The organism is Aureimonas altamirensis, from assembly GCF_001463885.1.
In the GTDB taxonomy this organism is placed as follows: domain Bacteria; phylum Pseudomonadota; class Alphaproteobacteria; order Rhizobiales; family Rhizobiaceae; genus Aureimonas; species Aureimonas altamirensis.
Window position 1 is genome coordinate 100361 of record NZ_BBWQ01000009.1, and the last position, 24347, is coordinate 124707.

The 24347-nt window shown below is 62.0% G+C and carries 22 protein-coding genes and 1 tRNA gene; 11 read left to right on the forward strand and 12 right to left on the reverse strand.

Annotated features, from left to right (window positions below; translation table 11 throughout):
* Positions 1–3 precede the first annotated feature (3 nt).
* Genes AUL31_RS05615 through AUL31_RS05635 form a run of 5 tightly spaced genes read right to left on the reverse strand, consistent with a single transcriptional unit; the run spans position 4 to position 5107 of the window.
* Positions 4–1056: a Gfo/Idh/MocA family protein gene (locus AUL31_RS05615; RefSeq protein ID WP_082646803.1), complete on the reverse strand. Its 1053-nt coding sequence runs from the start codon at positions 1054–1056 to the stop codon at positions 4–6.
* A 20-nt stretch (positions 1057–1076) separates the two neighbouring features.
* Positions 1077–1913: a carbohydrate ABC transporter permease gene (locus tag AUL31_RS05620; protein WP_060602645.1), complete on the reverse strand. Its 837-nt coding sequence runs from the start codon at positions 1911–1913 to the stop codon at positions 1077–1079.
* A 9-nt stretch (positions 1914–1922) separates the two neighbouring features.
* A complete protein-coding gene (locus AUL31_RS05625; protein WP_060602648.1) occupies positions 1923–2846 on the reverse strand; it encodes a carbohydrate ABC transporter permease in 924 nt (307 codons plus the stop codon).
* A gap of 27 nt (positions 2847–2873) precedes the next feature.
* A complete protein-coding gene (locus tag AUL31_RS05630; protein WP_060602651.1) occupies positions 2874–4151 on the reverse strand; it encodes an ABC transporter substrate-binding protein in 1278 nt (425 codons plus the stop codon).
* 53 nt (positions 4152–4204) lie between these two features.
* A complete protein-coding gene (locus AUL31_RS05635; protein WP_060602947.1) occupies positions 4205–5107 on the reverse strand; it encodes an N-acetylmuramic acid 6-phosphate etherase in 903 nt (300 codons plus the stop codon).
* 227 nt (positions 5108–5334) lie between these two features.
* On the opposite strand from AUL31_RS05635, the gene AUL31_RS05640 reads away from it, so the two are divergent.
* The 8 genes from AUL31_RS05640 to AUL31_RS05675 all read left to right on the forward strand — a co-directional run bounded on the left by AUL31_RS05640 (position 5335) and on the right by AUL31_RS05675 (position 12239).
* The gene (locus tag AUL31_RS05640; RefSeq protein ID WP_073469086.1) at positions 5335–6219 is read left to right on the forward strand and encodes a glucosamine kinase nucleotide-binding domain-containing protein; all 885 of its coding nucleotides are present in this window, start codon (positions 5335–5337) and stop codon (positions 6217–6219) included.
* On the forward strand, positions 6216–6971 hold the full coding sequence (locus tag AUL31_RS05645) for a GntR family transcriptional regulator (RefSeq protein WP_060602657.1): 756 nt from the start codon (positions 6216–6218) through the stop codon (positions 6969–6971). Before AUL31_RS05640 ends, AUL31_RS05645 begins: the two co-directional genes overlap by 4 nt.
* A gap of 3 nt (positions 6972–6974) precedes the next feature.
* Positions 6975–8000 (forward strand): SIS domain-containing protein, encoded by a 1026-nt coding sequence (locus AUL31_RS05650; protein WP_060602660.1) that lies wholly within the window; start codon positions 6975–6977, stop codon positions 7998–8000.
* Entirely contained in the window at positions 8000–9166 is a 1167-nt protein-coding gene (nagA, locus tag AUL31_RS05655) for an N-acetylglucosamine-6-phosphate deacetylase (RefSeq protein ID WP_060602663.1), read from the forward strand. Before AUL31_RS05650 ends, nagA begins: the two co-directional genes overlap by 1 nt.
* A gap of 99 nt (positions 9167–9265) precedes the next feature.
* Complete coding sequence (gene modA / locus AUL31_RS05660) at positions 9266–10006, forward strand: molybdate ABC transporter substrate-binding protein (protein ID WP_060602666.1); 741 nt, start codon at positions 9266–9268, stop codon at positions 10004–10006.
* Between the two features lie 76 nt (positions 10007–10082).
* Positions 10083–10748, forward strand: a complete 666-nt coding sequence (gene modB / locus AUL31_RS05665; protein ID WP_244489326.1) for a molybdate ABC transporter permease subunit — start codon at positions 10083–10085, stop codon at positions 10746–10748.
* Complete coding sequence (modC, locus tag AUL31_RS05670; protein WP_060602672.1) at positions 10748–11827, forward strand: molybdenum ABC transporter ATP-binding protein; 1080 nt, start codon at positions 10748–10750, stop codon at positions 11825–11827. Before modB ends, modC begins: the two co-directional genes overlap by 1 nt.
* 73 nt (positions 11828–11900) lie before the next feature.
* On the forward strand, positions 11901–12239 hold the full coding sequence (locus AUL31_RS05675) for a winged helix-turn-helix domain-containing protein (protein ID WP_060602675.1): 339 nt from the start codon (positions 11901–11903) through the stop codon (positions 12237–12239).
* A 91-nt stretch (positions 12240–12330) separates the two neighbouring features.
* On the opposite strand, the gene AUL31_RS19905 is transcribed toward AUL31_RS05675, so the two are convergent.
* The gene (locus AUL31_RS19905) at positions 12331–12825 is read right to left on the reverse strand and encodes a DUF982 domain-containing protein (RefSeq protein WP_082646804.1); all 495 of its coding nucleotides are present in this window, start codon (positions 12823–12825) and stop codon (positions 12331–12333) included.
* Between the two features lie 54 nt (positions 12826–12879).
* Between AUL31_RS19905 and AUL31_RS05685 the strand changes: the two genes are divergently transcribed.
* Both AUL31_RS05685 and AUL31_RS05690 read left to right on the forward strand, forming a co-directional pair.
* Positions 12880–13932 carry a nucleoid-associated protein gene (locus AUL31_RS05685; RefSeq protein WP_060602950.1) on the forward strand — a complete coding sequence of 351 codons (1053 nt, stop codon included), beginning with the start codon at positions 12880–12882 and terminating at the stop codon, positions 13930–13932.
* A gap of 112 nt (positions 13933–14044) precedes the next feature.
* Entirely contained in the window at positions 14045–15241 is a 1197-nt protein-coding gene (locus AUL31_RS05690; RefSeq protein ID WP_143190134.1) for a hypothetical protein, read from the forward strand.
* A 564-nt stretch (positions 15242–15805) separates the two neighbouring features.
* Here AUL31_RS05690 and AUL31_RS05695 read toward each other — a convergent pair.
* The gene (locus AUL31_RS05695; protein ID WP_060602953.1) at positions 15806–19609 is read right to left on the reverse strand and encodes a vitamin B12-dependent ribonucleotide reductase; all 3804 of its coding nucleotides are present in this window, start codon (positions 19607–19609) and stop codon (positions 15806–15808) included.
* Between the two features lie 596 nt (positions 19610–20205).
* Here AUL31_RS05695 and AUL31_RS05700 point away from each other — a divergent pair.
* Positions 20206–20295 (forward strand) — tRNA-Ser (locus tag AUL31_RS05700).
* Between the two features lie 110 nt (positions 20296–20405).
* Here AUL31_RS05700 and AUL31_RS19910 read toward each other — a convergent pair.
* From AUL31_RS19910 to AUL31_RS20235, 5 genes are all read right to left on the reverse strand, one after another.
* Positions 20406–21479: a tyrosine-type recombinase/integrase gene (locus tag AUL31_RS19910; protein WP_073469036.1), complete on the reverse strand. Its 1074-nt coding sequence runs from the start codon at positions 21477–21479 to the stop codon at positions 20406–20408.
* A gap of 237 nt (positions 21480–21716) precedes the next feature.
* The gene (locus AUL31_RS05710; RefSeq protein WP_060602691.1) at positions 21717–22064 is read right to left on the reverse strand and encodes an HNH endonuclease; all 348 of its coding nucleotides are present in this window, start codon (positions 22062–22064) and stop codon (positions 21717–21719) included.
* Complete coding sequence (locus AUL31_RS05715) at positions 22064–23134, reverse strand: recombinase RecT (RefSeq protein ID WP_060602694.1); 1071 nt, start codon at positions 23132–23134, stop codon at positions 22064–22066. Before AUL31_RS05715 ends, AUL31_RS05710 begins: the two co-directional genes overlap by 1 nt.
* Entirely contained in the window at positions 23131–24057 is a 927-nt protein-coding gene (locus AUL31_RS05720) for a PD-(D/E)XK nuclease-like domain-containing protein (protein ID WP_060602701.1), read from the reverse strand. The genes AUL31_RS05715 and AUL31_RS05720 overlap by 4 nt, the downstream gene beginning before the upstream one ends.
* Positions 24054–24230, reverse strand: coding sequence for a hypothetical protein (locus AUL31_RS20235; protein ID WP_156417285.1), 177 nt, complete (start codon positions 24228–24230; stop codon positions 24054–24056). Before AUL31_RS20235 ends, AUL31_RS05720 begins: the two co-directional genes overlap by 4 nt.
* Positions 24231–24347 lie beyond the last annotated feature (117 nt).

A 24347-nucleotide genomic window follows, 5' to 3' on the forward strand; every position in this document is an offset into this window, starting at 1 on the left:
AGGTCATAGCTTTACGATGCGGCCTTCCCGCATGCTCATATCCGCGCCCAGGACGATCTCCAGCGAGCGGACCGCATCTTCATTGTGGCGGAACAGGTCGATATCCTCTCGTATGGCCTGCAACAGGAATGCCTGCTCACGCTCGCACAGCGCCTGATGGTCGGGCTCGTCGGCCGTGGAATGCCATTCGTCGGCGCCGGCGAAACCGCCATCCGCACCAAGGGCGGCGCGGTGCACGCGGATCTTCGCCGTCTTCGTATGGGTATCGATATCGGACGAGGATGCGCCTTCGCCCAGTACGATCGACGCGGAGCCGCCGGGGCTCATCACGTCTTTTACGAAAAACGCCGTTTCCGACATCATCGGGCCCCAGCCGGCCTCGTACCAGCCAACCGAGCCGTCGGCGAACAGAACCTGAAGATGCCCGTAATTGACCTGGCCGCTGGCGATCTCGTTGGAAAGGCGCGCGCCCATGCCCCGCACCTCGACCGGGGGCGCGTCGGTGATCTGGCACATCACATCCACATAATGCACGCCGCAATCCACCAGCGGCGAGGTCGTCTGCATCAGCCGCTTGTGGATGTCCCACGCCGCGCCGCAGGATTGCTGGTTCAGGTTGAGGCGGAATACGTAAGGCGGCCCGAGTTCGCGTGCCTTTTCGATAAAAAGCTGCCACGACGGATGATGCCGCAGGATATAGCCGACGACGAGCTTGCGGCCTGTCCGGCGCGCCACGTCCACCACCCGCCGCGCATCCTCCACGGTCGCGGCCAGGGGCTTTTCCACGAAGACATGCGCGCCGTTCTCCATCGCCGCGATGGCCAGGTCGGCGTGGCTATCGGTATAGGTGTTGATGGAGACGACATCGGGCGCCGTCGCCAGGCCAGCCTCGAAATTTTCCAGCCTTGGATAGGCTGCCAGCTCCGGCGGCAACTCAATATCGGAGCGGTTGTACAGGCCGACGATCTCGAAGCCCGGATCGCGGTGGTAGGCCAGCGCGTGAGAGCGGCCCATCTGGCCGAGGCCGGCGACGAAGACACGAAGCGGTCGGCTCATAGCCCCTGCATTCCTTTCCATTATTTCACAGCGCCGGCGGTGATGCCGCGGATCAACTGGCGCGAGAAGATGAGGTAGAGGACGAGCACCGGCAGGATGGCCAGCGACAGCGCGGCCAGCACCGCTTCCCAGTTGGTGACGTACTGGCCAAGGAAGAGCTGCGCCCCCAGCGTGACCGTCTTGGTGGATTCGCCCGGCGCCAGGATGAGCGGAAACCACAGATCGTTCCAGATCGGGATCATGGTGAAAACCGCAACCGTTGCCATGGCTGGGCGGATGATCGGGAGGACAAGCGTGAAGAAGACGCGATACTCGGACAGCCCATCGACACGACCGGCGTTCTTGAGGTCGTCGGAGACCGTGCGCATGAACTCGGACAGGATGAAGATGGCGAGGGGAAGCCCCTGCGCCGTGTAGACCAGGATCAGCGCCGCCAGCGTGTTGACCAGACCTGTCGCAACCATCATCTGCAAAATCGCGACCGTGCCAAGGCGGATCGGGATCATGATGCCGAGCGCCAGGAAAAGCCCGAGAAGGCTGTTGAACCGGAAGCGATATTCCGACAGCGCAAAGGCTGCCATGGCGCCGAACAGCAGCACCAGAAACAGCGACGTCACCGTCACGATCATGCTGTTCTGGAAATACAAAAGGAAATTGCCCTGCGAGGCGACCATGCGGTAGCCGGCCAGGCTTGCCGTCTCCAGCGACGGCGGCATAAGCGGCTCGTTGAAGATGCCCCGCCGGGTCTTGAACGAGTTCATCACCACGATCGCCACGGGGGCGATGGCAATAAGCGTGTAGAGCATCAGGGCAAGATGCACGAAGCCCATGCGGAAAGCTCGGGGAGACTTTGGCATCGACGCCTCCTAGAGCTGGTAGCGGCGCATCCGCCGCTGAATGACGAACAGGTACAGCGACACGCCGGCAAGGATGATGAGGAACATGGCGGTGGCGATGGCCGCGCCCATGTTTCGATCCCCCTGCTGAAGCTGGAAGCCGAAGAAGGTGCGGTAAAGCAGCGTGCCGAGAATATCGGTAGACCCGTCCGGTCCGCCCAGCGCACCCTGCATGGAATAAATCAGGTCGAAGGCATTGAAATTGCCGACGAAAGTCAGGATCGAGACAAGGCCGATCGCCGGCAGGATCAGCGGCAGCTTGATCCTGAAAAACTGCGAAAGGCCGGTGACGCCGTCGCATTCGGCGGCTTCGATGATCTCGTTGGGGATGGTCAGCAGCGCTGCATAGATCAGCATCATCGGAATGCCGATATTCTGCCAGACGGACACCAATGAAACGGCCGTCAGCGCATAGGCTTCCTGCCCGAGATAGGGGGCGAACAGGAACCGCAGCCCGACCGCGTTCAACAGGTCGGGCGCGATGCCCCACAGCGGCGAAAGGATCAGCTTCCAGATGAACCCGACGATCACGAAGGACAGGATCGTCGGCAGGAAGATGGCTGTCCGGTAGAGGGCCACACCGCGCAGGCGCGGCACCGACATCAGCGCGGCAAGCGCTATGCCCACCGGGTTCTGGATCAGCATGTGCATCAGGAAGAAATACACGTTGTTGCCGAGCGCGTTCCAGAAGCTGGCCGACCAGCGCGGATCGCCGAAGAGGACCTGAAAGTTCGCCAGCCCGACGAAGCTGGTGCCTTCGGGCGTCGTCCGCTCCAGCGCCAGCCATAGGGTCTGGATCAGCGGCACGATCATGATGGTCGTGTAGACCAGCAGTGCCGGTGCAAGGAAGACGGCGATATGCCAGCGCCGTCTTGGCCTGATCGTCTCGGTCATGTCCAGCGGGTCCGCTTCAGGTGCGCGTTACTGTCCGGAAGGCGCAGCCGGCGCGGCGCCCGGCTTGTACCAGCTATCCAGCCCCGTCTGGAGCGTGGTCGCCGCGTCAGTCGGTGTTACCGTCCGGTTCATGACATTGGCCGATTGCGCCCATGTCTCGTTTTCCAGGTTCGGCGTGCCGCGCGACAGGATCTGGTAGGTGGAGCGGATCGTCGGCTGGCATTCGCCGCGCCACGCAACGAAGCTCTGCGCCAGCGGATCCTCGATGGTCACATCCGCATCGATAAGCGGGAAGAAGCCCGGAGCGGCGTTGGCATAGATCTCGGCGAATTCGGATGTCGCCACCCACTCCAGGAAGGTCTTTGCCGCTTCCTGGTTCGGGCTTGCGGCGTTGACGCCCATGCCGATATCGGGGTGGTCGGACACGTAGCAGGTGTCCCCGGCATTGACGACGGGCGGCTTGAAGGCGCCCATCTTGAAATCGACCTGCGGCTCGAAGACCGAGATTTCCCAGGAGCCGGTGGGGTAGATGGCCGCCCGTCCGAGGGTGAACAGGTTCTGGCTGTCCGGATAGGTTTGCGCCTGATAGCCGTCGCCCATGTAGTCGGCCCAGCGGGCCAGCACCTCGAACGGCTTTACCCATGGCTCGTCGGTCAGCTTCTCTTCGCCGTCGATGAGCTTCTTGCGGCCGTCCTCGCCCTTCCAGTAGGTCGGCCCGATGTTCTGGTAACCCATCGTGGCCGCTTCCCACTGGTCCTTGGTGCCGATGGCAAGCGGTACGAAGGTGCCGTCCTCCTTGATCTTGTCGAGGACGGCGAAGAATTCGGCTTCGGTGGTGGGCACTTCGAGGCCGAGCTGCTCGAACGCATCCATATTGTACATGAAGCCATGCAGCACCGAGGCCATCGGCACGCAGAACGTCTTCGACCCATCATCCGTCGACCATGCCGTCTTGGCGATGGCACTGAAATTCTCCATGCCCGGAAGGTCGGTCAGGTCGCCCAGCTTGCCGTTCTGGAAGAGCTGGAGCGAGCCATCGAAGGGACGGCAGGCGACGATGTCGCCGGCAGACCCCGCATCCAGCTTGGCGGCCAGGGCCGAATTATACTCCGTCGGCGCGGACGGAGAGAAGACCAGCTTGATATCGGGGTGCTTCGCCTCGAAGGCGGGGATGATCTTTTCCTGCCAGACGGGCAGGTCGTCGTTGCGCCAACTCTCGATGGTCAGCGTCGTCTGCGCCAGCGCAGGGCCGGCAAGGCCAAGGGCGGCAAGGCTGATGGAAGCTTTCAGGACAGGTCTGCTCATTCGCTTATTCCCTTTCCATGCGGCGTCGACGCCGGTTCACGATCGTTCATGCGTCAGTCTTGCAGGCCGGCCAGCGCGCGCCGCAGGCTGCCGTCGGCTGCGGCAAGCCGCTGCCCGGCGGCTGCGATGTCAGGTGCGCCGGCGGCCAGCAATGTGGCAGGCTTGACGTCGCCATCGGTCTGCCGCAGCGCGTCCGCTGCCTGCTGCGGCGATGCCCCGGTGATGTCGCAGACCATCCGGACGGCCCGTGCGCGTAGCTTGTCGTTGTCGGCGCGCACGCCCACCATATGGCCGTCATGCACATGGCCGCGCCGGATCGCGATCATGGTGGACAGCATGTTCAGCGCCGCCTTCTGTGCCGTGCCGGCGCCCATGCGCGTGGAGCCTGCCACAAGCTCCGGACCGGTATCCAGGAGCACGGCAACTTCGGCCATCTGCAGGATAGGGGCGTTGCGATTGTTGGCGATGGCAATGGTTGCCGCGCCGCGCGCGGCGCAGGCTTCCAGGCCCTGCTGGACATAGGGTGTGGAGCCGCTGGCCGAAATGGCGACGACGCAGTCGTCCGCGCCGATGGCCGCAGACAGAACGTCCTTGTCGGCCTGCGCTCGGTCATCTTCGGCGCCGCCGCCGAATTTCGTTACGATCTCGGCGCCGCCGGCCAGTATGGTGATGAAGGACGATGCAGGCTCGCCATAGGTCTGGGGAATCTCGAGCGCGTCGCCAAGGGCGATCAAGGCGGGGCTTCCCGCCGCAAGATAGACGAGCCGCCCGCCACGCGACAGCCGCTCCAGCGCCAGCTCGGCCGCCGCAGTCAGTGCCGGGATCGCGCTTTCGACGGCGGCAAGCGCGTGCCTTTGCCCGTCGAGAAGAAGGCCGAGGGTTTCCAAGTCCGACCGCGTGTCGAGCCCGCGGGATGCAGGATGCAGCGCTTCGGTTGCCCGCAACTCGTCCGTCATGCCAGCCTCCTCCGCCCTGGAGCGCACCATCACAATCAGTAGTGTTACCAACTTAATGCCATTCGTCCAGATGGCTCGTTAAGATTTTGTCATACGAAGCTTTGCGCGGCGACCATAAATCATTGATATGCAGTGATAATTTCAGGCGGATATTCTTAATTTCGGGTTCATCTTGCCCATCCGGCTTATTTTGGTATTGTCGGGTTGAGTGTCAGGAGATGTCATCGGTGCAGGGCGCAATCCTTCTCGGCGTAGACGGCGGAGGCACCAAATGCCGCGTTCGCGCACGCTATGCCGACGGCACCGCGATTGGTGAGGCATCCGGCGGCACCGCCAATATCTTTGCCGGTGTCGACGCCGCCCTTGCCAACATCATTGCCGTTTCCACGGCCGCGCTTCAGGCCGGCGGTCTTTCCGCCGATCACCTTGCGCGCAGCCATGCGGGCCTCGGACTTGCCGGAGCCAACGTATCGTCATTCGCCGCCGAGCTTGCCGCGCGGCCCATGCCGTTTGCGGCCTACGCACTGGAAACGGATGCCGTCGTTGCATGCCGGGGCGCCCATGGCGGCCGGGACGGCGCCATCGCCATCCTGGGAACCGGATCGGCTTATGTCATACGGCGCGGACCGGCGTTCACGCTGCTGGGCGGCTGGGGCATTGCCGTTTCCGACCAGGGCAGCGGTGCCGACCTTGGCCGTTCCGCGCTGTCTTTCGCGCTGCTGGCGCTCGACGGCGTGGTCGAGGAAACCGCTTTGTGCCGCGACATCCTGGCCGAGTTCGACCGCGACCCAAGCGCGCTTGCCGAGTTTGCCGGCGCCGCGCTGCCGCGTGACTTCGGTCGCTTCGCGCCGCTGGTGTGGGAGCGGTTCGACGCCGGCGACGCCATCGCCTTGCGGGTCGTCGGGCAGGGCGTTGCCTTGGTAGAGCCCATGCTGCGGCGGTTGCTGCAACTCGGCGCTCCGGAAATCGCGCTTCTGGGCGGGCTCGCGGCCCGCTATCAGCCGCTGTTTGCAGCCAACATTCAGCAACGCATCGTTTCGCCAGAGGGCGATGCCATGGACGGCGCGCTCGATCTTGCGGCAACGCTGCTTCCGGCTGGGGTGGGCGCATGAGCGCGCCGTTCCGCATCGGGCGGTTGGCCACGGGCGGCGGCCCCTTGTATCTGCGGCTCGGCACGGCCATCCGTGAGGCGGTGGAACAGGGCGCGTTGCGCATCGGCCAGGCGCTTCCATCGGAGCGGGAACTGGCGCAGGAGGCGGGCGTGTCGCGCGTCACCGTGCGCAAGGCGCTGGAAGGGCTGGCTTCGGAAGGCGTGGTCGAGCAAAGGCACGGCTCCGGCACCTTCATCGCCGACCCTTCGCGCCGCAAGCTGCAACAGGGCCTGTCGCATCTTACATCCTTCACCGAGGACATGCGCACACGCGGACGCGTGGCGACGTCCGACTGGCTCACCCGCACGATCGGCCGTGTGACGCCGGAAGAGGCGCTGCAACTGGCCTTGTCGCCGGGAGAGCCCGTTAGCCGGTTCCATCGGCTTCGGCGTGCCGACGGACAGCCGATGGCGGTGGAGCGCGCCTGCGTTCCAGCGGCGATCCTGCCCGATCCCGATCTTGTCGCGGCCTCGCTGTACGATGCCATGGCGGTTGCCGGACATCGCCCCGTGCGGGCGCTTCAAAGGCTGGGCGCCGAAAATCTTGGGGCCGAGGATGCGCGTCTGCTGGGCCTGCCCGAAGGCGCGGCCGCGCTTTCCATTCTCCGTGTGTCCTTCGACGCTTCGGGCCAGCCGGTGGAGCTGACCCGCTCGCACTACAGGGGGGATGCCTATGACTTCGTCGCCGAAATGGCACTATCCGGAAAAGGCTGAGCGATGAGCGAACCGTCCCTGATGCGGCGGGAAATCGACGAGGCGCCCGAGGCGGTGCGTCGTCTGCTGGACCTCTCTGGCGAAGCGATGCGCGCTGCCGGCAACCGCCTGCGACTCTTGAGCCCGCCCGTCGTCGCCACGATCGCACGGGGATCGTCCGACCACGCCGCAACCTACTTCAAATATGCAACCGAGATCGTGGCCGGCGTTCCCGTGGCCTCGCTGGGGCCATCCGTGGTTTCCGTATACGGCGCGGCGCTGAAGCTGCAGGGCTGCGCCGCCATCGCGGTTTCGCAGTCGGGGCGCAGCCCGGATATCGTTGCCTTGGCGAAAGCCGCGCGCGCCGGCGGCGGCGAAACGATAGCGCTCGTCAACGCCGAAGGCTCGCCGCTGGCCGATACGGCATCGGCCAGCGTGGCGCTGCAGGCCGGCCCGGAGAAAAGCGTGGCGGCCACCAAGAGCTTCATCGCCTCCGTGGCTGCGGCGCTTTGCATCCTGGCGGAGTGGCAGGGCGACGATGCGCTTCGGCAGGGCCTCCGGCGCCTGCCGGACGATCTCGACGCCGCACTGGAATGCCGCTGGGACGAGGCGGTTGACGCAGTCCGGGATGCAGGCTCGCTGTATACGCTTGGGCGCGGCCCTGGATTTGCGGTGGCGGCGGAAACCGCACTTAAGTTCAAAGAGACGTGCATTGTGCATGCCGAGGCCTATTCGGGCGCCGAGTTGCTGCACGGTCCGGTTTCGCTGGTGGAAGGCGGCTTTCCCGTCTTCGCCTATGTCCCGCGCGACGCGGCGCATGCCAGCCTTGTGGATACGGCAAACCAGTTGCAGCAAAAGGGGGCAATGCTGTTCGTGGCGGGCGAGGGCGCGCCAGGGCGCCGCCTGCCCACGGCGCCGGCCGGGCACCCGCTGCTGGAGCCGCTGGTGATGCTGCTTTCGTTCTATGGCTTTGCCGAGGCGCTGTCCCGTGCGCGGGGGTTCAACCCCGATGTGCCGCGCGGTTTGAAGAAGGTTACGGAGACGATCTGATGGCGATCACCGCTTACCGGGGCGCAGACATCTTCGACGGGCAGGTTCGTCGCTCCGGCCATGCGCTTCTGGTCGATGAAGGCCGGGTATGGAAGATCCTGCCGCAGACGGATGTGCCGGGCGGCGTTGAGCTGGTGGACCTGCCCGGCGGCCTGCTGGCGCCCGGCTTTATCGACGTGCAGGTGAATGGCGGTGGCGGCGTCCTTTTGAACGACCAGCCGACCGTGGCCGGTATACGCGCCATCTGCGAGGCACATGCACGCTTCGGCTCCACCGCGTTGATGCCCACCGTGATCACCGACCGGCCCGAGACCACTTTTGCAGCCATCGAGGCGGTTGGCGCCGCGATGGCCGAGGGCGTTGCCGGCTGCATCGGCATCCATGTCGAGGGGCCATTCCTGTCCACGGCCCGCAAGGGCGCGCACGACCCGGCGTTGATCCGGACCATGTCGGACGACGATCTGGCAAGATTCGTGGCAACGACGGTTCGGCCGATGATCCTGACGGTCGCCACCGAAAGCGTGACGCCGCAACAGATCAGCGTGCTGGCCGCGAACGGAATCACCGTCTCGATCGGCCATTCGGACGCCACCTTCGAGGATGCCAAACGGGCCTTCGATGCCGGCGCGCGGGGTGTCACACATCTCTTCAACGCCATGAGCCAGCTTGGCCATCGCAGCCCCGGGCTGGTCGGTGCTGCGCTCCAGACGGACGATATCTGGTGCGGCATCATCGCGGATGGCTATCATGTGCATCCGGCCGCCATCGACGTTGCGCTGCGCGCCAAGCGGGGCCAGGGCACGATGATGGCGATTACCGATGCGATGCCGACCGTCGGGGTGGATGAAGGTGTTTTCGAGCTGAACGGGCGCACGGTCCGGCGCAGCAACGGACGCCTGACGCTGGATGACGGCACGTTGGCCGGGTCCGACCTGACAATGATCGGCGCCGTGCAATATCTTGTCGGCACGATCGGCGTGCCGCTGGAAGAGGCGCTGCGCATGGCCTCGCTCTATCCCGCGACCTTCCTTGGGCTGCAGGGCGAGCGGGGCGCGCTGACCGAAGGTCTGCGTGCCGACATGGTCTGGATGGATACGGCGTTGAACCTTCGCGGCGTCTGGATCGGCGGTCGCAAACTGCCCCGCGCCGGGCAGGAAGACGCCTGACCAGCCAGACCATTGCATGAACCGTCATGCGCCATCGCGGCTTGCACCCTCGATAGCAATAGGCAATATTTCCGTTCGGATATATCGGGTAGGGGCCTTATGCATCGTGTGTTGATCGCAGTTCACGTCGTGGCCACGCTAACGGTTACGGCACAGGCCAAAACGGTGAATGTCGCGGTTGCGGCAAACTTCACGGATGCGGCAAACGAAATCGCCGCTGCCTTTGCCGATGCGACAGAGCACGATGCGGTGCTGTCCTTCGGCGCGACCGGCCAGTTCTACGCGCAGATCACGCAGGGTGCGCCATTCCAGGTGTTTCTGGCCGCAGATGACGAGCGTACGGCGCTGGCGGTACGGGAGGGCTACGGTGTCGATGGCACGGTCTTCACCTATGCCATCGGCCAGTTGGTGCTTTATTCGGCCGAAGCGGGGAAGGTCACGGGACCGGAAACGCTGAGAGCCGGCAATTTCCAGCAGATCGCAATCGCCAATCCCGAGACCGCGCCCTATGGGGCCGCTGCGGTCGAGACGATGAAGGCGTTGGAGGTTTACGACAGCCTGACGTCGAAGATCGTTCAGGGGCAAAGCATCGGCCAGGCCTATCAGTTCGTGGAAACCGGCAACGCGGAAGTCGGTTTCGTAGCGCTTGGCCAGGTATCGCAGACGGATGCCGGCTCGCGCTGGGTGGTTCCGCAGGATCTCTACCGACCGATCAGGCAGGACGCCGTCCTTCTGAAGACGGGCGAGGATAATCCCGCCGCATTGGCCTTTCTCGACTTCCTGAAGGGCGAGGAAGCTGGCGCGATCATCCGCAAATTCGGCTACGCCATTGCCCGGTGAGCCGGTACTTCGACTGCGGGCACGCTCCGCATGGTATGCCGGCGTCAAATGAAAGGGGAAAGCACTGTCCAGCGAATTGTGGTCGCCGATCAGGCTCACCCTCGAACTTGCCGCCATCTCGACGCTCATTCTGCTGATCGTCGGGACGCCGATCGCATGGTGGCTCGCATGGACCCGCTCGCGGTGGCGCGAGGTCGTGGCCACGATCGTCGCCCTGCCGCTGGTTCTGCCGCCGACCGTGCTCGGATTCTACCTGCTCGTCGCCCTGGGACCGGCCGGGCTGGGCGGGTGGTTTGGCGGTCTCGTCGGGCTGCGCACCTTTGCCTTCACCTTCGAGGGCCTGGTATTCGGCTCGGTCATCTATTCCATGCCCTTCGTGGTCCAACCCATTCGCAACTCTTTCGAGGCGGTCGGGCCGCGTCCGCTGGAGGTGGCGGCAACGCTGGGTGCCTCGCCATGGGACCGGTTCTTCACCATTGCGGTACCCCTGGCCGCCCCCGGCTTCCTGACGGCGGCGGTGCTGGGCTTCGCCCACACGGTCGGAGAGTTCGGCGTCATCCTGATGATCGGCGGCAATATTCCGGGCGAGACGAAGGTTCTTTCGGTCGCGATCTACGACTTCGTCGAGACGCTGCGTTGGCGTGAAGCCCATATCCTGTCCGCAGGAATGCTCGCCTTCTCCTTCCTGGTAATCCTGTCCGTATCCCTCATTGCCCGACGCACCGGGCGGCGGGCCTATTGATGGAGGAAAGGATAAGCGTAAGGCTGGCCGGGCGGCTTGGCAGCTTCGCGCTGAATGCCGATTTTGCCGTGCCCATGCAGGGGATCTCCGCGCTTTTCGGCCCCTCCGGCTGCGGCAAGACGACGATCCTGCGGTGCATTTCGGGGCTCAGTCGGCTTGCAGGCACGGTGCGAATCGGACCCGATATCTGGCAGGACGAGCGATCCTTCGTTCCGACGCACAGGCGGCCGATCGGCTATGTCTTCCAGGAAGCCAGCCTGTTTCAGCACCTCAGCGTGCGGCAGAACCTCGCTTACGGCGCACGGCGCTCGCAAGGCAGCTGGCAGGCGATCGCGTTCGACGAGGTGATCGAACTTCTTGGCCTGCCGACGCTGATGGACCGTGCGACGACGCATTTGTCGGGCGGCGAAAGGCAGCGTGTGTCGCTTGGGCGCGCCTTGCTGCGTCAGCCCCGGCTGCTGCTGATGGACGAGCCTCTGGCGGCGCTGGACAGGATGGCCAAGGAAGACATCCTTCCGTACTTCGAGGCGCTGCACGCCAACCTCAAAATTCCGATCATCCTGGTCACCCACGATATCTCGGAAGTCGAGCGCTTGGCAGACCACCTCGTGCTTTTGCAGGATGGCCGGGTCGTCTCTGCCGGGCCGCTGGAGGCTGCCTTGTCCGATCCGGCATCGCCGCTGGCGGCCAGAGCGGATTTTGCGTCGGTCCTGGTCGGGCGGGTGCACGCTCTCGAAGCCGATGGAATCGCGGTCGTCGATGTCGGCGGTGCCCGGGTCCGGACAATCGGCAAGGCGGTCGCCGTGGGCATGGCAGTGCGCGTGCGCATCGCGGCCGGTGACGTGTCCATCGTCAGGAAGCCGGCGGAAGAAACAAGCATCCTCAACGCGCTTCCGGCCACCATCGTCGGGATCGACCCGATCGGCGACTTCGAGCGCAGCATCCGGTTGCAGCTGCGGCCCGGTGGCGCCTTTATCCGGTCGCGCGTCACTGCGCACTCTGCCAGGATGTTGAACCTGACTGTCGGCGACGCGGTGTTCGCCCAGGTGAAGAGCGTGTCGATTGTCGCTTCACGCTGACCGCGTGCTAAAGCCTGAGGGCCCGGCGCAGCCCTTGGTGTCGGGCAGGTAACGACCATCGTGGAGCCGTCGCATGGAGAGGTTCAGTCTCCGCATCTATTTTAACGGAAGGTCTCTCGGACCCGGCAAGGTGGAGTTGCTGGAGCGCATCGCGGAATACGGCTCTATCGCCGCGGCCGGGCGCTCCATGGGCATGTCCTACAAGCGGGCCTGGATGCTGGTTGCCGAAGCGGACGAGCTGTTCGGCAAGCCGACGGTCGAGAAGCAGCATGGCGGCCATCAGGGCGGCGGCGCACGCCTGTCGAAGCTGGGTGAAGCTATCGTGAGAGAGTATCGCACGGCGCAGGCACTGACGGAGCAGGCGATCGCACAGCCGATGCGAAACATCTTAAACGAGATACAGGCCGACTAGGCCTGACCGATGCAGGGCTACGTATACAGAACGGGGCCCGGGAGACATACAACGACCGAGGCCCCGAACGTTTAATGCGCGTGTTGAGGGGTCAGGCCCGGAACGGCTCGACGGCCGCAGGCGCGGATTTTGCAGCCAGGATCGTATCGTTCAGCGTCGGCATGAGAATGCCTGCGCCTTCAGCGAAGGAGATGAAGGCTTCGCGGGCCGTCTCGGTATCGCAGCGGCCGTTGAGGGCCTGCCGGCAAGTATCTATGCAGGCAAAATGGCCGGTCCGGCGGGTTCGATGCGGCCAGTCGATCATCAGTTCCAAAGCGTGCCGCACATCGGAGACCTCTACCGGTACGCCGATACCAACCAGAACTGTCACCGGCTCGCGGAATTCACCGATTTTCATGATAGCAAACCTCGTCACGTAAACTCTTACGTGAGGGTTACGCTGCAGCACACAAATTGTTCCGGCGCCTTTGCGCTGCCGCGCCATTTCCTGCGCGCCTTTTGGCGCGCAGGATGTTTGCAGACGATGCTCCCGACGCAGCGGATCGCCGCGATCCTTGCAACCACCACTTACGTTGTGCGAATCCATTCGTACGTATATCGATGCTTACAAACTCAGTTCAACACATTGGTGGAAGCATCCATGGGTTTCTTCACTGACGCGGAACTTGGCTCTCTGCGTATTGAAAATATGATACTGCACGTTGTTAGCGACGGCACCTTCGAGCCGCAGCGCTCCCGCATAGTGGAACATGCTGATTTCTTTCTTGACCGGATAAAGGATACCGACATGTCGCCGGTCTTTGAATTTGATCCCACGTCAGCAACTAAATACACGCTCGAGAGGATCGCATCCGGCGACGTTAGCTTTGAGTTGGGAGCACAAAAACTGTCCAGGGAATTTGCACGCTTTCACGGAAAATCGAGCAAGTCGGGCGCATTTTTCGTTTTTGCGCTTCGATCTGCAGCAACGAATGACCGTCTGTTCAGTCTCATAAAATACGATTACCAACAGGTTATTGAGCAATCATCCGGAGAAGGCGGGGATCTGCTGAGGCTAATCCTTCAGGAATTCGTTGCCCAGAAGAAAGCCGTTCAAAAGTCGGCAATCATTCGTGTAACTGATGGGACTGCCATTCCGCTTATCTCGGCTACCGACCGAATTATGCCAGGTTTGGACATAGCCGACTACTTTGCTTCATTCCTGCACGTAAAGCGAAACCGTTCCGACGAGGAACTGACACAAACCGTCCGCGGGATTCTAAGAGATACACTTACAGAGGTCCGAAAATATCTTCCTGATGGTGGGGTTGCGCAGGCATTTCGACGTGCTCAAGCGATCCTTCGCGATCGCAGCCTTATAACTAGCGCAGCGATCTCGGAAGCCATCGTGGCAGCAGCAGATGGCATCGGAAATGAGGCGCTTACGACAGACGTATTCACTCGAGTAAGCAGAAAGCTTAAGTCAGCTAAATTGGATGGTCTAGAGTTCCCGCCTGATAGATCAATTCTGCAGAAACCAACTCTTCGGCGTCTTAAAACCACGGAGGGTGTCACCGTACTTTATCCCGACGACGTCGACCGGAGTGTGATCGAACGCCAGCGTCTGACCGGCGGCGGCGAGGTTATTACGATTAGAACAGCGAGACCAACGGAGGAAGATGTTGTCCGCGAGGGATCTAGGACAACGCATTGACGAACTTGCTTTCCGCGGGGCCTTTATCCGCGAAGGTGAGCACTCGGTCAATATTTCGAATCTCGCTGCGTCTGATGCGCGTGAGCTTGCTAATCTGTGCCGATCGGATGACATGAGTTGTTCGATTTCAGATGAGGCTGGAACCCGATGGGGAGTTGACGATCTTGAAGAAGCGCTTGAGCCGTTCAGGATCATTATTACAAAATCGTCCACTGATAGTCTCATTCTGCAGGTGCTGACCGAACAAGGCTTCCGCGATCTACTTATCGATTCCGCTGTTACGAAACGAGTTTGGTGGATAGCGGGGCTCGGGGCACCTATAAGGACCTTCGAACGAGTATATCTTCCATGGGGAAGGATCGCGCAACCTTTCGATGAGATTGAAACTAAGAACCCACGATACCTAGTTCGCGAGTACACTGAAGACAGGATTGTTCCGTCAAACGTAGGTAGGTGGATTCTGCGCAATCCCGACATGGACCTTGGCGTATCCGATCGCTACCGAAACGCATGGGCGGAAGCAGCAACCATGGCCCTCGCGTCATCTCTTCCAAATGAGATCGATGCAGAGTCCGGAGCATTGAGGTTTCGAGGGCCGCCTAGGTTAATTCTTGAGAAGCCTTCGACCGAAGATTTGTCCGTATTCGCCGCAGGGCAGGGGTTTGATGAGCTTCAAAAGGCAGCGAACTGGGTGTTCGAGAGTGAACGGGAAACCGAAACGAGGCACCTTTTGCTCGCCTCGGAAATCGCGAGATCGGCAACTGCTACGAGATCAGCCACTGCTTTCTTGCTTGATGAATTGAAGACGGCTGTCGAGGGAGCACGGATAGCCTACGAGATGCATCTCTCGTCAATGGGTGCTGAAACCATCAAGTCGCTAGCGGAACTTCGCAAGGCTGTAACAGAAGAGACTGGGAAGGTCACGGAGGCAACACGCCAGACCTCGGCAGCGGTGGCAAGCGCGCTTGCAGTCGGACTGGGCCTTCTGGCTGCGAAGGTAACCACTGCGGTCAGCAGTATCCTAACTGCCGGTTTGATGGCCGTTGCCGTCGTGTACGTTCTCATGGTGATCGTAACAGGGTGGGTATTCGTCTCGCTTCAGCGCGAGGCACGCGCAAAATGGAAGGAGAGATTGTATAGATTCATTCCTGGTGATGACTACAAGGAGTTGGTGACGGACCCGACGGAGCGTTCAGAGCTTGCTTTCAAGATCGCCTGCATTCTTGGCGGTGGCTCGGTCATCGCGTTGGCCATCGTTGTTGTATTCCTAATTTCGGTTCCCGCTTCAGTTCCGCTTCCGCGGCAATAGTTCGGGCCAGAGGTCAATTCTCAACGTCGTGGAACATCCTCATAGGTTGAGCAAAGGCCGAATTTACGATCATGTTATGGTTCCAATCCACTAGCTCTAGCCGTCTTATGAGCTAACGACGTCGGACGTCAGTGCTCCTCTTCCAAGTGATTTGGCTTGCGCTCTGCATTTCAGCTTAAGCAAAGGTTGCGGTGTAGATGCCCACCGGCGCTTCTAGATGATGCGTTCACTGACTGAGATAGGTGCGTTTTCGAGAACCAGGTCAAGCTTTTGGAACCGCTGCATTCTCCAACGCAATGGTGGCCCGTCTGCCGGCGAACCCAGGTCCGCCAGTTCAAAATCAAATTGCCCGGCGCGCGTGGTTGACGACTTGACCGCTTCGGCAGCGCTTAAAGCAACCTAATTCCGAGATTCCGCCTCAGAACTTCGTCCCGCTATTAGATTCCCTGTGCCAAAGCTCCAGGCGCTGCTAACGCCTGGAGTGCGCGGGCAAGCCACGCTTAATACGTCATTGGCGAATGTCGAGCCTAGTGGCGCGCCAAACGTAGATCAGCGGGGCCGGTATCAGGAGCAGCCGCTCGTCGAGCCGCAGGTATCGCACTTCAGGCAGGTTCCGTTGCGAACCATGGTGAAGTTGTTGCACTCGGAGCAGCTTTCGCCGGTATAGCCCTTCATCAAAGCCTCTGCCCGGCGCTCGGCCATCTTGCTGCCGGTCACGTTGGCCACGTCACGCGCCGTAGCGCGCCCTTCGACCGGCTGATCGAACAGACCCTGTGCCGGCGACGTATCGGCAACTGGGGCAGGCAGGTCCAGAGGCGCGGCTTCGAAATCGCGCTTGAACGCCGTTGCCGCCGCCGAACCGCCACCCAACACGACAGGCCGCGTGCCGGCCGTCGGCTGGATGGTCCGGGCTGCCGTCGGCTGGACATTCGCAGGCCGCGGGGAAGCCGTCGCCGAGCCAGCCGGCTCGCCGGACGAGACGACCCGGAACTTGCCCGTGTTGCCACGGACCATGCCGTGCGACACCGGCAGGTTCGCCGGGCGATCACCTTCGACACCACGGCCAACCGTGGACGATGCCGCGTCGTCCGGCTGGACATGCGCAAGGTCGTGGCGACCCAGATAGGAAACGGCCAGTTCGCGGAACACATAGTCCAGGATGGACGTCGCGTTCTTGATCAACTCGTTGCCCTGCACCATGCCCGCCGGCTCGAAGCGCGTGAAGGTAAAGGCGTCGACATACTCTTCCAGCGGCACACCGAACTGCAGGCCAAGGGAGATGGCGATGGCAAAATTGTTCATCATCGCCCGGAAGGCAGCGCCCTCCTTGTGCATGTCGATGAAGATTTCACCGATCCGCCCATCGTCGAACTCGCCAGTGCGCAGGTACACCTTGTGTCCGCCGACGATGGCCTTCTGGGTATAGCCCTTGCGCCGGTTCGGCAGCTTCTCGCGCTCGCGCACGACGCGCTCCACGATCCGCTCGACGATCCGTTCCGCCACTTCTGCCGCGCGCGCCGGGGCAGGTGCGGCCAGGAGAGCCTCCGTCGCCTCGGCGATCACGTCTTCCTCTTCGTCCTCATCGGCGATCAGCGACGAGTTCAGCGGCTGCGACAGCTTGGAGCCATCGCGGTACAGCGCGTTGGCCTTGAGCGCCAGCTTCCACGACAGCATGTAGGCCGCGGCGCAATCTTCCACCGTGGCGTCGTTCGGCATGTTGATCGTCTTGGAGATGGCGCCCGAAATGAAGGGCTGCGCCGCCGCCATCATGCGGATATGGCTTTCCACAGACAAAGCGCGCTTGCCGATGCGGCCGCAGGGGTTGGCGCAGTCGAAGACGGGCAGATGCTCATCCTTGATGAAAGGAGCGCCTTCCAGCGTCATCGCGCCGCAAACGTGGATGTTTGCAGCCTCGATATCCTTCCGTGAATAGCCCAGGAACGGCAGCAGCTCGAAGCTGAAATCGTTCAGCTGCTCGTCGCTGATGCCGAGCGTATCGCGGCAGAAATCCTCGCCCAACGTCCACTTGTTGAAGGCGAACTTGATGTCGAACGCGCTCTTGAGGCCGATGTTCAGAGCCTCGATCTGCGCATCGCCGAACCCCTTTGCGCGGAGCGATCCGGGGTTGATCGCCGGCGCCTGATCGAGATTGCCATGGCCGACGGCATAGGCCTCGATCTCGGCAATCTGGCTTTCCTTGTAGCCAAGCGTCCGCAGGGCGTCGGGCACGGCGCGGTTGATGATCTTGAAGTAGCCGCCGCCGGCCAGCTTCTTGAACTTCACCAGCGCGAAATCCGGCTCGATACCGGTGGTATCGCAATCCATGACCAGGCCGATCGTGCCCGTGGGTGCAATCACGGAAACCTGTGCGTTGCGGAAGCCATTCTTTTGGCCAAGCTCCAACGCCTCGTTCCAGACGGCCTTGGCGCGCGACGAAAGCTTGCGATCCTTCAGCGACGCATGGTCCAGCGGCACAGGGTCGGTCGACAGCCCTTCATAGCCGTTGGCAATGCCCTGCGCGGCACGGGTGTGGTTGCGGATGACGCGCAGCATGCCGTCGGCGTTGCGCTCATAATCCGGGAAGGCGCCCAGAACCCCCGCCATCTCGGCCGAGGTCTTGTAGGACTGGCCGGTCATGATCGCGGTGATGGCGGCGCAGATCGCGCGGCCCTCGGCCGACGAATAGGGAATACCGGCCGTCATCAGGAGGCCGCCGATATTAGCAAAGCCGAGACCCAGCGTACGATAGTCGTAGCTGCGCTGCGCGATCTCCCGCGACGGGAACTGCGCCATCAGCACCGAGATTTCGAGGACGATGGTCCACAGACGCGTCGCATGCTCGAAATTGACGATATCGAAGTCGCCGTTCGGCTTGCGGAACTGGATCAGGTTCAACGACGCCAGGTTGCAGGCCGTATCGTCGAGGAACATGTACTCCGAGCAGGGGTTGGATGCGCGGATCTCGCCGGCTGCGGCGCAGGTATGCCAGTCGTTGATCGTCGTATGGTACTGGATGCCCGGATCGGCCGAAGCCCATGCGGCATAGCCGATCTGGTCCCACAGCTCACGGGCCTTGAGGCTCTTGGTCACCTTGCCCGACGTGCGGCCGCGCAGATCCCAGGTGCCATCCGTCTCGACGGCCTCCAAGAAGGCGTCGGTGACGCGCACCGAATTGTTGGAGTTCTGGCCCGAGACCGTCAGGTACGCTTCGGAATCCCAATCCGTGTCGTAGACGGGAAATTCGATGTCGGTATAGCCTTGGCGGGCAAACTGGATGACGCGCTTGACGTAGTTTTCAGGCACCTGGGCCTTCTTGGCGTCGCGCACCGCGCGCTTGAGCGCCGGGTTCTTCATCGGCTCGAAACAATCGCCTTCCGGGCCTTCGCAGTTCACGCAGGCCGACAGGATCGCCTTGAGATGGCGCGACACGATCCGCGATCCGGTTACCAGCGCGGCGACCTTCTCTTCCTCGCGGACCTTCCACTGGATGTAAGCCTCGATATCGGGATGGTCGATATCGACGACGACCATCTTCGCGGCCCGGCGTGTGGTGCCGCCAGACTTGATGGCGCCGGCGGCGCGATCGCCGATCTTCAGGAAGCTCATCAGGCCGGACGATTTGCCGCCGCCGGACAGCTTCTCGCCTTCGCCGCGCAGCGCCGAGAAGTTGGAGCCGGTGCCGGAGCCGTATTTGAACAGGCGCGCCTCGCGCACCCACAGATCCATGATGCCGCCTTCATTGACGAGGTCATCGCCAACGGACTGGATGAAACAGGCATGCGGCTGCGGATGCTCGTAGGACGAGGCGGAACGGGTCAGCTCACCCGTGCGATAATCGACGTAGAAATGGCCCTGTCCCGGTCCGTCGATGCCGTACGCCCAGTGAAGGCCGGTGTTGAACCATTGCGGGGAGTTCGGCGCCACCTTCTGGGTCGCCAGCATGTAGGCAAGCTCGTCCCGGAAGGCGAGCGCGTCGTCTTCGGAGGCGAAGTAGCCGCCCTTCCAGCCCCAGTAGGTCCAGGTGCCGGCAAGGCGGTCGAAGACCTGGCGGGCGTCCAGCTCCGAGCCCGTACGCTCCGATTCGGGCAGGGCGGCCAGAGCCGTCTCGTCGGCCGTACTGCGCCAGAGCCACGACGGAACGTCGTTCTCCTCAACCTCCTTCAGGTGCTTCGGGACACCGGCCTTGCGAAAATACTTCTGCGCCAGGATGTCGCTCGCGACCTGGCTGAACTGGGCCGGAACATCGATTCCCTCTAGCCGGAAGACGATCGATCCGTCCGGGTTGCGAATCTCGCTCGTCGCCTTGCGGAATTCAACGGAAGCGTAGGGGCTTTCACCCGCTTTCGTATAGCGGCGCTCAACCTTCATGCCCATGACTTCGACCCTTTCCAGAAACGGTGAAAACGCTGGCACGGCAGGTTCGCCGCGCATACGCCGCGATCATGTTGCACCGCTTTGATTAACTAAACCTTGTGCCCAATCACGAGGGCCGACGCCATATATAGTGTTTCCCGACCGATATTAGGAGCCGTCAGTGACGATTTCCACAAGGTAGAAGCAGACCATTTCTACCTGGATTCGGCGGCGTTCGAACTGGACGCTAACGCTGTGAGCGCGCACCTTCAATCCGCTTGACGTCGCAAATGTCAGTGGAGGCGGTAATCCCGGGTTTTTCCGCAGGGAGGTTGTGGATAACGGGGGCGGAGAGGGTGCGTGCTTGCATCCTCGCCCGCCATCGCTTTGGCCACAGCGGTGCGTCGCAACCGTGGGGACGCTGCAGAGCGGGAGTGGTCAAGACACGGTACAGAGAATGAACGGGACAGCACGGTAAATCGGCTGATGGGTCACGCAAAGCCCGGTTGTCGTGCTGCCCTAAAACGCGATCCTCTGCATGATAATGCAGAGGAGAAATTTGGCGCGGTACCCTTGCTAAACGCCGATTCCTCGGCTACTGCCACGCTCGTGGAGAGGTGGCCGAGTGGTCGAAGGCGCTCCCCTGCTAAGGGAGTATACCGGAGACGGTATCGTGGGTTCGAATCCCATCCTCTCCGCCACGAAAGCCCGGAAATGAAGGCTTTCCATCGATTCGATTACTGATTACCGCTCGGGTCGATTGACGCGAAGTGACGAGACATTACGCGAACATCCTTGCGATTTCCGACCATCACCGCAATATTCTCGCAAGCTTTGATCTGCCTTTGTTCTCGCTTCCGTCAAAACGCCATCCACGTTTGCGGGCTGCATCGCCGAGACCAGGTTGCGCCAGCTTCACGTAACGCTGCCACTCTTCCGAGTTCCATCCACCTTCATCCTTCAAGCGCATCACGTCTTTGGTTTGGGCGTAGAACCACGTCGCCCATGAATGCCGCGCTGTGTGCGGTGTATAATGGTTCGCATCGAGGCCGATCTTTGCAACGTGGTGGGCCCAGAATGAAAGAGGGTTCCCTCGGTTCTCTCCGGTCCTATCGATGTACGGCTTGCCGTCATATCGGCGAAACAGGGGGCCGCGCTCACCGATATTCGGAAGCTGCGAAAGAGAAGCTACGACGCGGGGAATAAGGGTCACCGTCCGCTGATCATCGTTCTTCGGGTCTCGGATAACTGCGTACCGTCCCTCCAGGGAAACATCCTGATACGCGTCCAGGGCCATGGCCTCAGATATCCGAACACCCTGTCCGAATAGGAAGGTTACAAGGCAGGCGCCCCATAGGGATCGGTATCGTCCGGCGAGAACGGACGCTATCAGGTTGTCAGCCTGCTCTGGCCGGAAGAAGAACGTTCGACGCCCGCCACCTGCCGGCCTTGAGACGACAGGCTTGACGCCTTGGGATGCAAGCACGGAAAGAACCGGAGTGAAGAACTGCCGACGAATGGTGGCTGGTTGGGCAGATGGGTATGCCTTCAAGGCAGCTTCGTCTATTTCCCGCTGGCCGATTTTATCAATTGGCAGACCCTCGAGGTGCGCGATTGGCTTCGCAAGAAAGCGAGCCTCTCCACCCCCCTGTGCATATAGGTGCGCTGCTATTTCGAACGGGATCGACGGTTCTCGTCCGGTGTGGTTTTGCTCGGCGACTTCGTTCTCGATTTGCCGCTTGATGCTTTCTGCCTGCTTGGCATCCCTCGTGCGAGTAGACCGGCGTATTTCAATGTTGTGAGGCTTACCACCGCGCCAGACGATGACTGAGCCGTGGACGTAGAAGATTCCGGTTTTAGGGTTTGGGGTGCACTGGAGGGGCACTCTACCATCCTTTCGCCGAGTAGGCGGACCTGGTCAGGCCTGAGCTTCACCGATCGGCCGACACGAACATAAGGGACACCATGCCGGCGAAGTAGCTCGCGAACATAGCGCTTTGGATTTTGGGACTCTGAGCTGGTAATGCCCAGAATGGAAGCTGCGTCTTCCAACGACATGGGCTGGTCAATCATCCCCCACCTCCTTCTCTGCGGCATCGATGGGGTTGGGTTAGGGCTTGCATCAGGCATTCTCCCTGACGGCACGCAGGCCATAGGGCCCCTGTTCGTAACGGGTGCCTGGTGGCGCCTTGCGAATGGTTGAGCGCTTCTTGACCCCGAGACGACTGGCTTCGAGCCTTTGCGCCTTCCGGATCATCTTGACGTCGAGTGTTGTCTTCCCTCGGTGGCAGACCCGGCAAAGCCACTGTCCGTTCTCGATCTCACTCTCGCCGCCGAGTTCCACGGGAATGATGTGATCGGCTTCGCCTTCGCCGATCTTCAACACGGCGTGGCACTTCTCGCAGATGCCATCGGCGCGCTTGGCTATCGCCTTACGCTGCTTGGTGCTGAAGTTGTGCGCCCGAACCATCAGCCGGCAACCTCCGGCTGGATGAGGCCTTCCTCAACACCGATCTCGTAAGCGAAGTGGGTGACGGCCGAGGCGACGTCAGTTTCGCCTTTGCTGATCGCCTGGGCTGTCTTGAATACCTGTTGGGCTACAGCGACCGCTTCGGGAGACAGCTGAGCAAGGTCGCCCTTCCAGCGGGTGTGCGACTTGAGGAGACGATCCTTGATAAGGCCCGCATCAGCCTCCTGGATGACAATCGCGAGCATGCCGCGGGCGTAATCTGCCAACCGCGCCTTTGTGTCGTCGTCGAAGGCAGGGCCGGTTTCTTCCTCAGCAGGATCAGCAGATCTGCTGTCGTCGCCTTCCGGAACCTGCGACGTATCCATCGTATCCGCACCAAGCTCACCATCGATGAACCCGTGGTCAAATCCTTCGCGAGGGCCAACGCTCTCCTGAGGCTTGGCGATACGTGTGGCAAAGCTCGAGCGCTCCGGCTGAGCCGGCGTGACGTCGCGGACACCTTCGAGTTCATCACGGTCGTAGACGCCGAGAATGACTTCGGGAAAGTGGCGGCGGGCGCCGGCGCGGATGGAGTAGTAGCCGAGCTGCTGATCCGGGTCCGACTTCCACAGCGGAGAGTTCTTCGTCGTGATCGCGCTGAACCGCGGGCTCTCGTAGACGTGGACAGAACCGTCCAGTGCCTCGAACGTCACTCGACAGCGCCGATCACCGTCCTGGCCCTCGTACTCGATCTGGGGGCGCCGCTTGAGACCGGCGCGAGTGTTGATGACGGCCGCGATCAGCTGCGCCTCGTAAGCCATCTGATCGCCGACCTTGTAGGACTTCTGCGCGACCGAGAAGGGATCCATTTCCCACTTCATCGCCTGCATGGTGACGGCAAGGCACGCTCCGGCGTTTCCGCGAAGGTGCTTCGGAATGGCAATGTCGGCCCGAGACATAACCTCAGCAAAGCGAACGATGTCACCGAGGCTCTGCGGTGTTAGATGTGATCCCCCGCCATCCGAAGCGAAGCGGACGTCGTTGATGGGCGTGCGGACCTCGGACGGGTCTCGAAGTGCAAGGTTGCTCATGCTGCCTCCTTGGCCGCGAGCGTCGTTTCCGTGCGCGTCCGGGCCCATTGCGGGATGTCGATGTTGAGAACTGAGGGGTGGAAGCCGTCGTAGCCGGGCCATACACCTTGCTTCCGGCATTCCTTGACGGTTTGCAGTGCGGCGCGCGCCTGCCTTTCTCCGAGGTCCAGATCCTGGGCCCGGACTTCGAAGAACCGGACTTCGTACGGCGCTGACTTCTCCAGGAAGGCGAGCACGAACGAGCCGAACGGCAGACCCAGTTCTCGCCAGACCATGCGGACAACGGCGCCCTGAACGTGGTAGCCGGAACTGAAGATGGTCTTCGACAGGCTGTCGTCGTCGACGGACGCCGCCGTCTTGAGATCGACGAAGTCGCCTCCGTCGTTCGGGATGACGTCCGGCCGCGCCTTCATCCAGATGTCGTCGAACTTGGCGAACATGGACCGCTCGATACGGCCGTTCAGCGCACCGGCCTGCACGATGGGGTGAGCTGCGAGGCTGTCCCGCATCCGGCGAATGTCGTCGATCTGGGACGGCAGGATGACAGTGCGTCCGGCCTTTGCCTGATCGGCCATCCAATCCTTGCATTCGGTCCGGTTGCCTTGCCACGGTTTGCCTGCGATCGAAGCGGGGCGAACCGCGAAGTGCTGCGCAAAGCCGGATTCACCCAACAGTAGGTGATGGGCGGCCTTGCCGAAGTTCAGCGCTTCGGTTGCGTCACGTTCGATTCGCTCCGGGTTGTACGGGCTGTGGACCCAGTAGGCAGACGGGCGGTCATCGACCTGGCGGATGCCAGACGACGAAATGCCAAAGCTGTCGAGTAGGTCTACGTCGTGGTGATAAGTCTCAATCGGCACGCCGGCGTAGATACCCGGTTCGACGATCTGCTGGCCGTTCCAAACGGTTTCCTTGACCGTCTTCATGGCTTGACCTCGCGGGCCTTCAGCATGGCGTCGGCAAACTCGTAAGAGCTTTTCGCGACGGCCATCGTCAGATCCTCGCCGTCATCTAATCCGGCGAAAATCTTGTTCATGGCGTCCACGTTCGAGATCGTCCCCGTTAGAGCCTTTCCGGCGAGCCAGTCGCGAAGGGACATGCCCGTATCGGGGAACGGGTATCCGGGCGCGCTCCCAATTCCATGCTCGTCCTGCGGAGGAATAACCGGGAATGCCGGCCCGCCGTCGTTGATTGGATTAGCCATTGATCGCAGCCT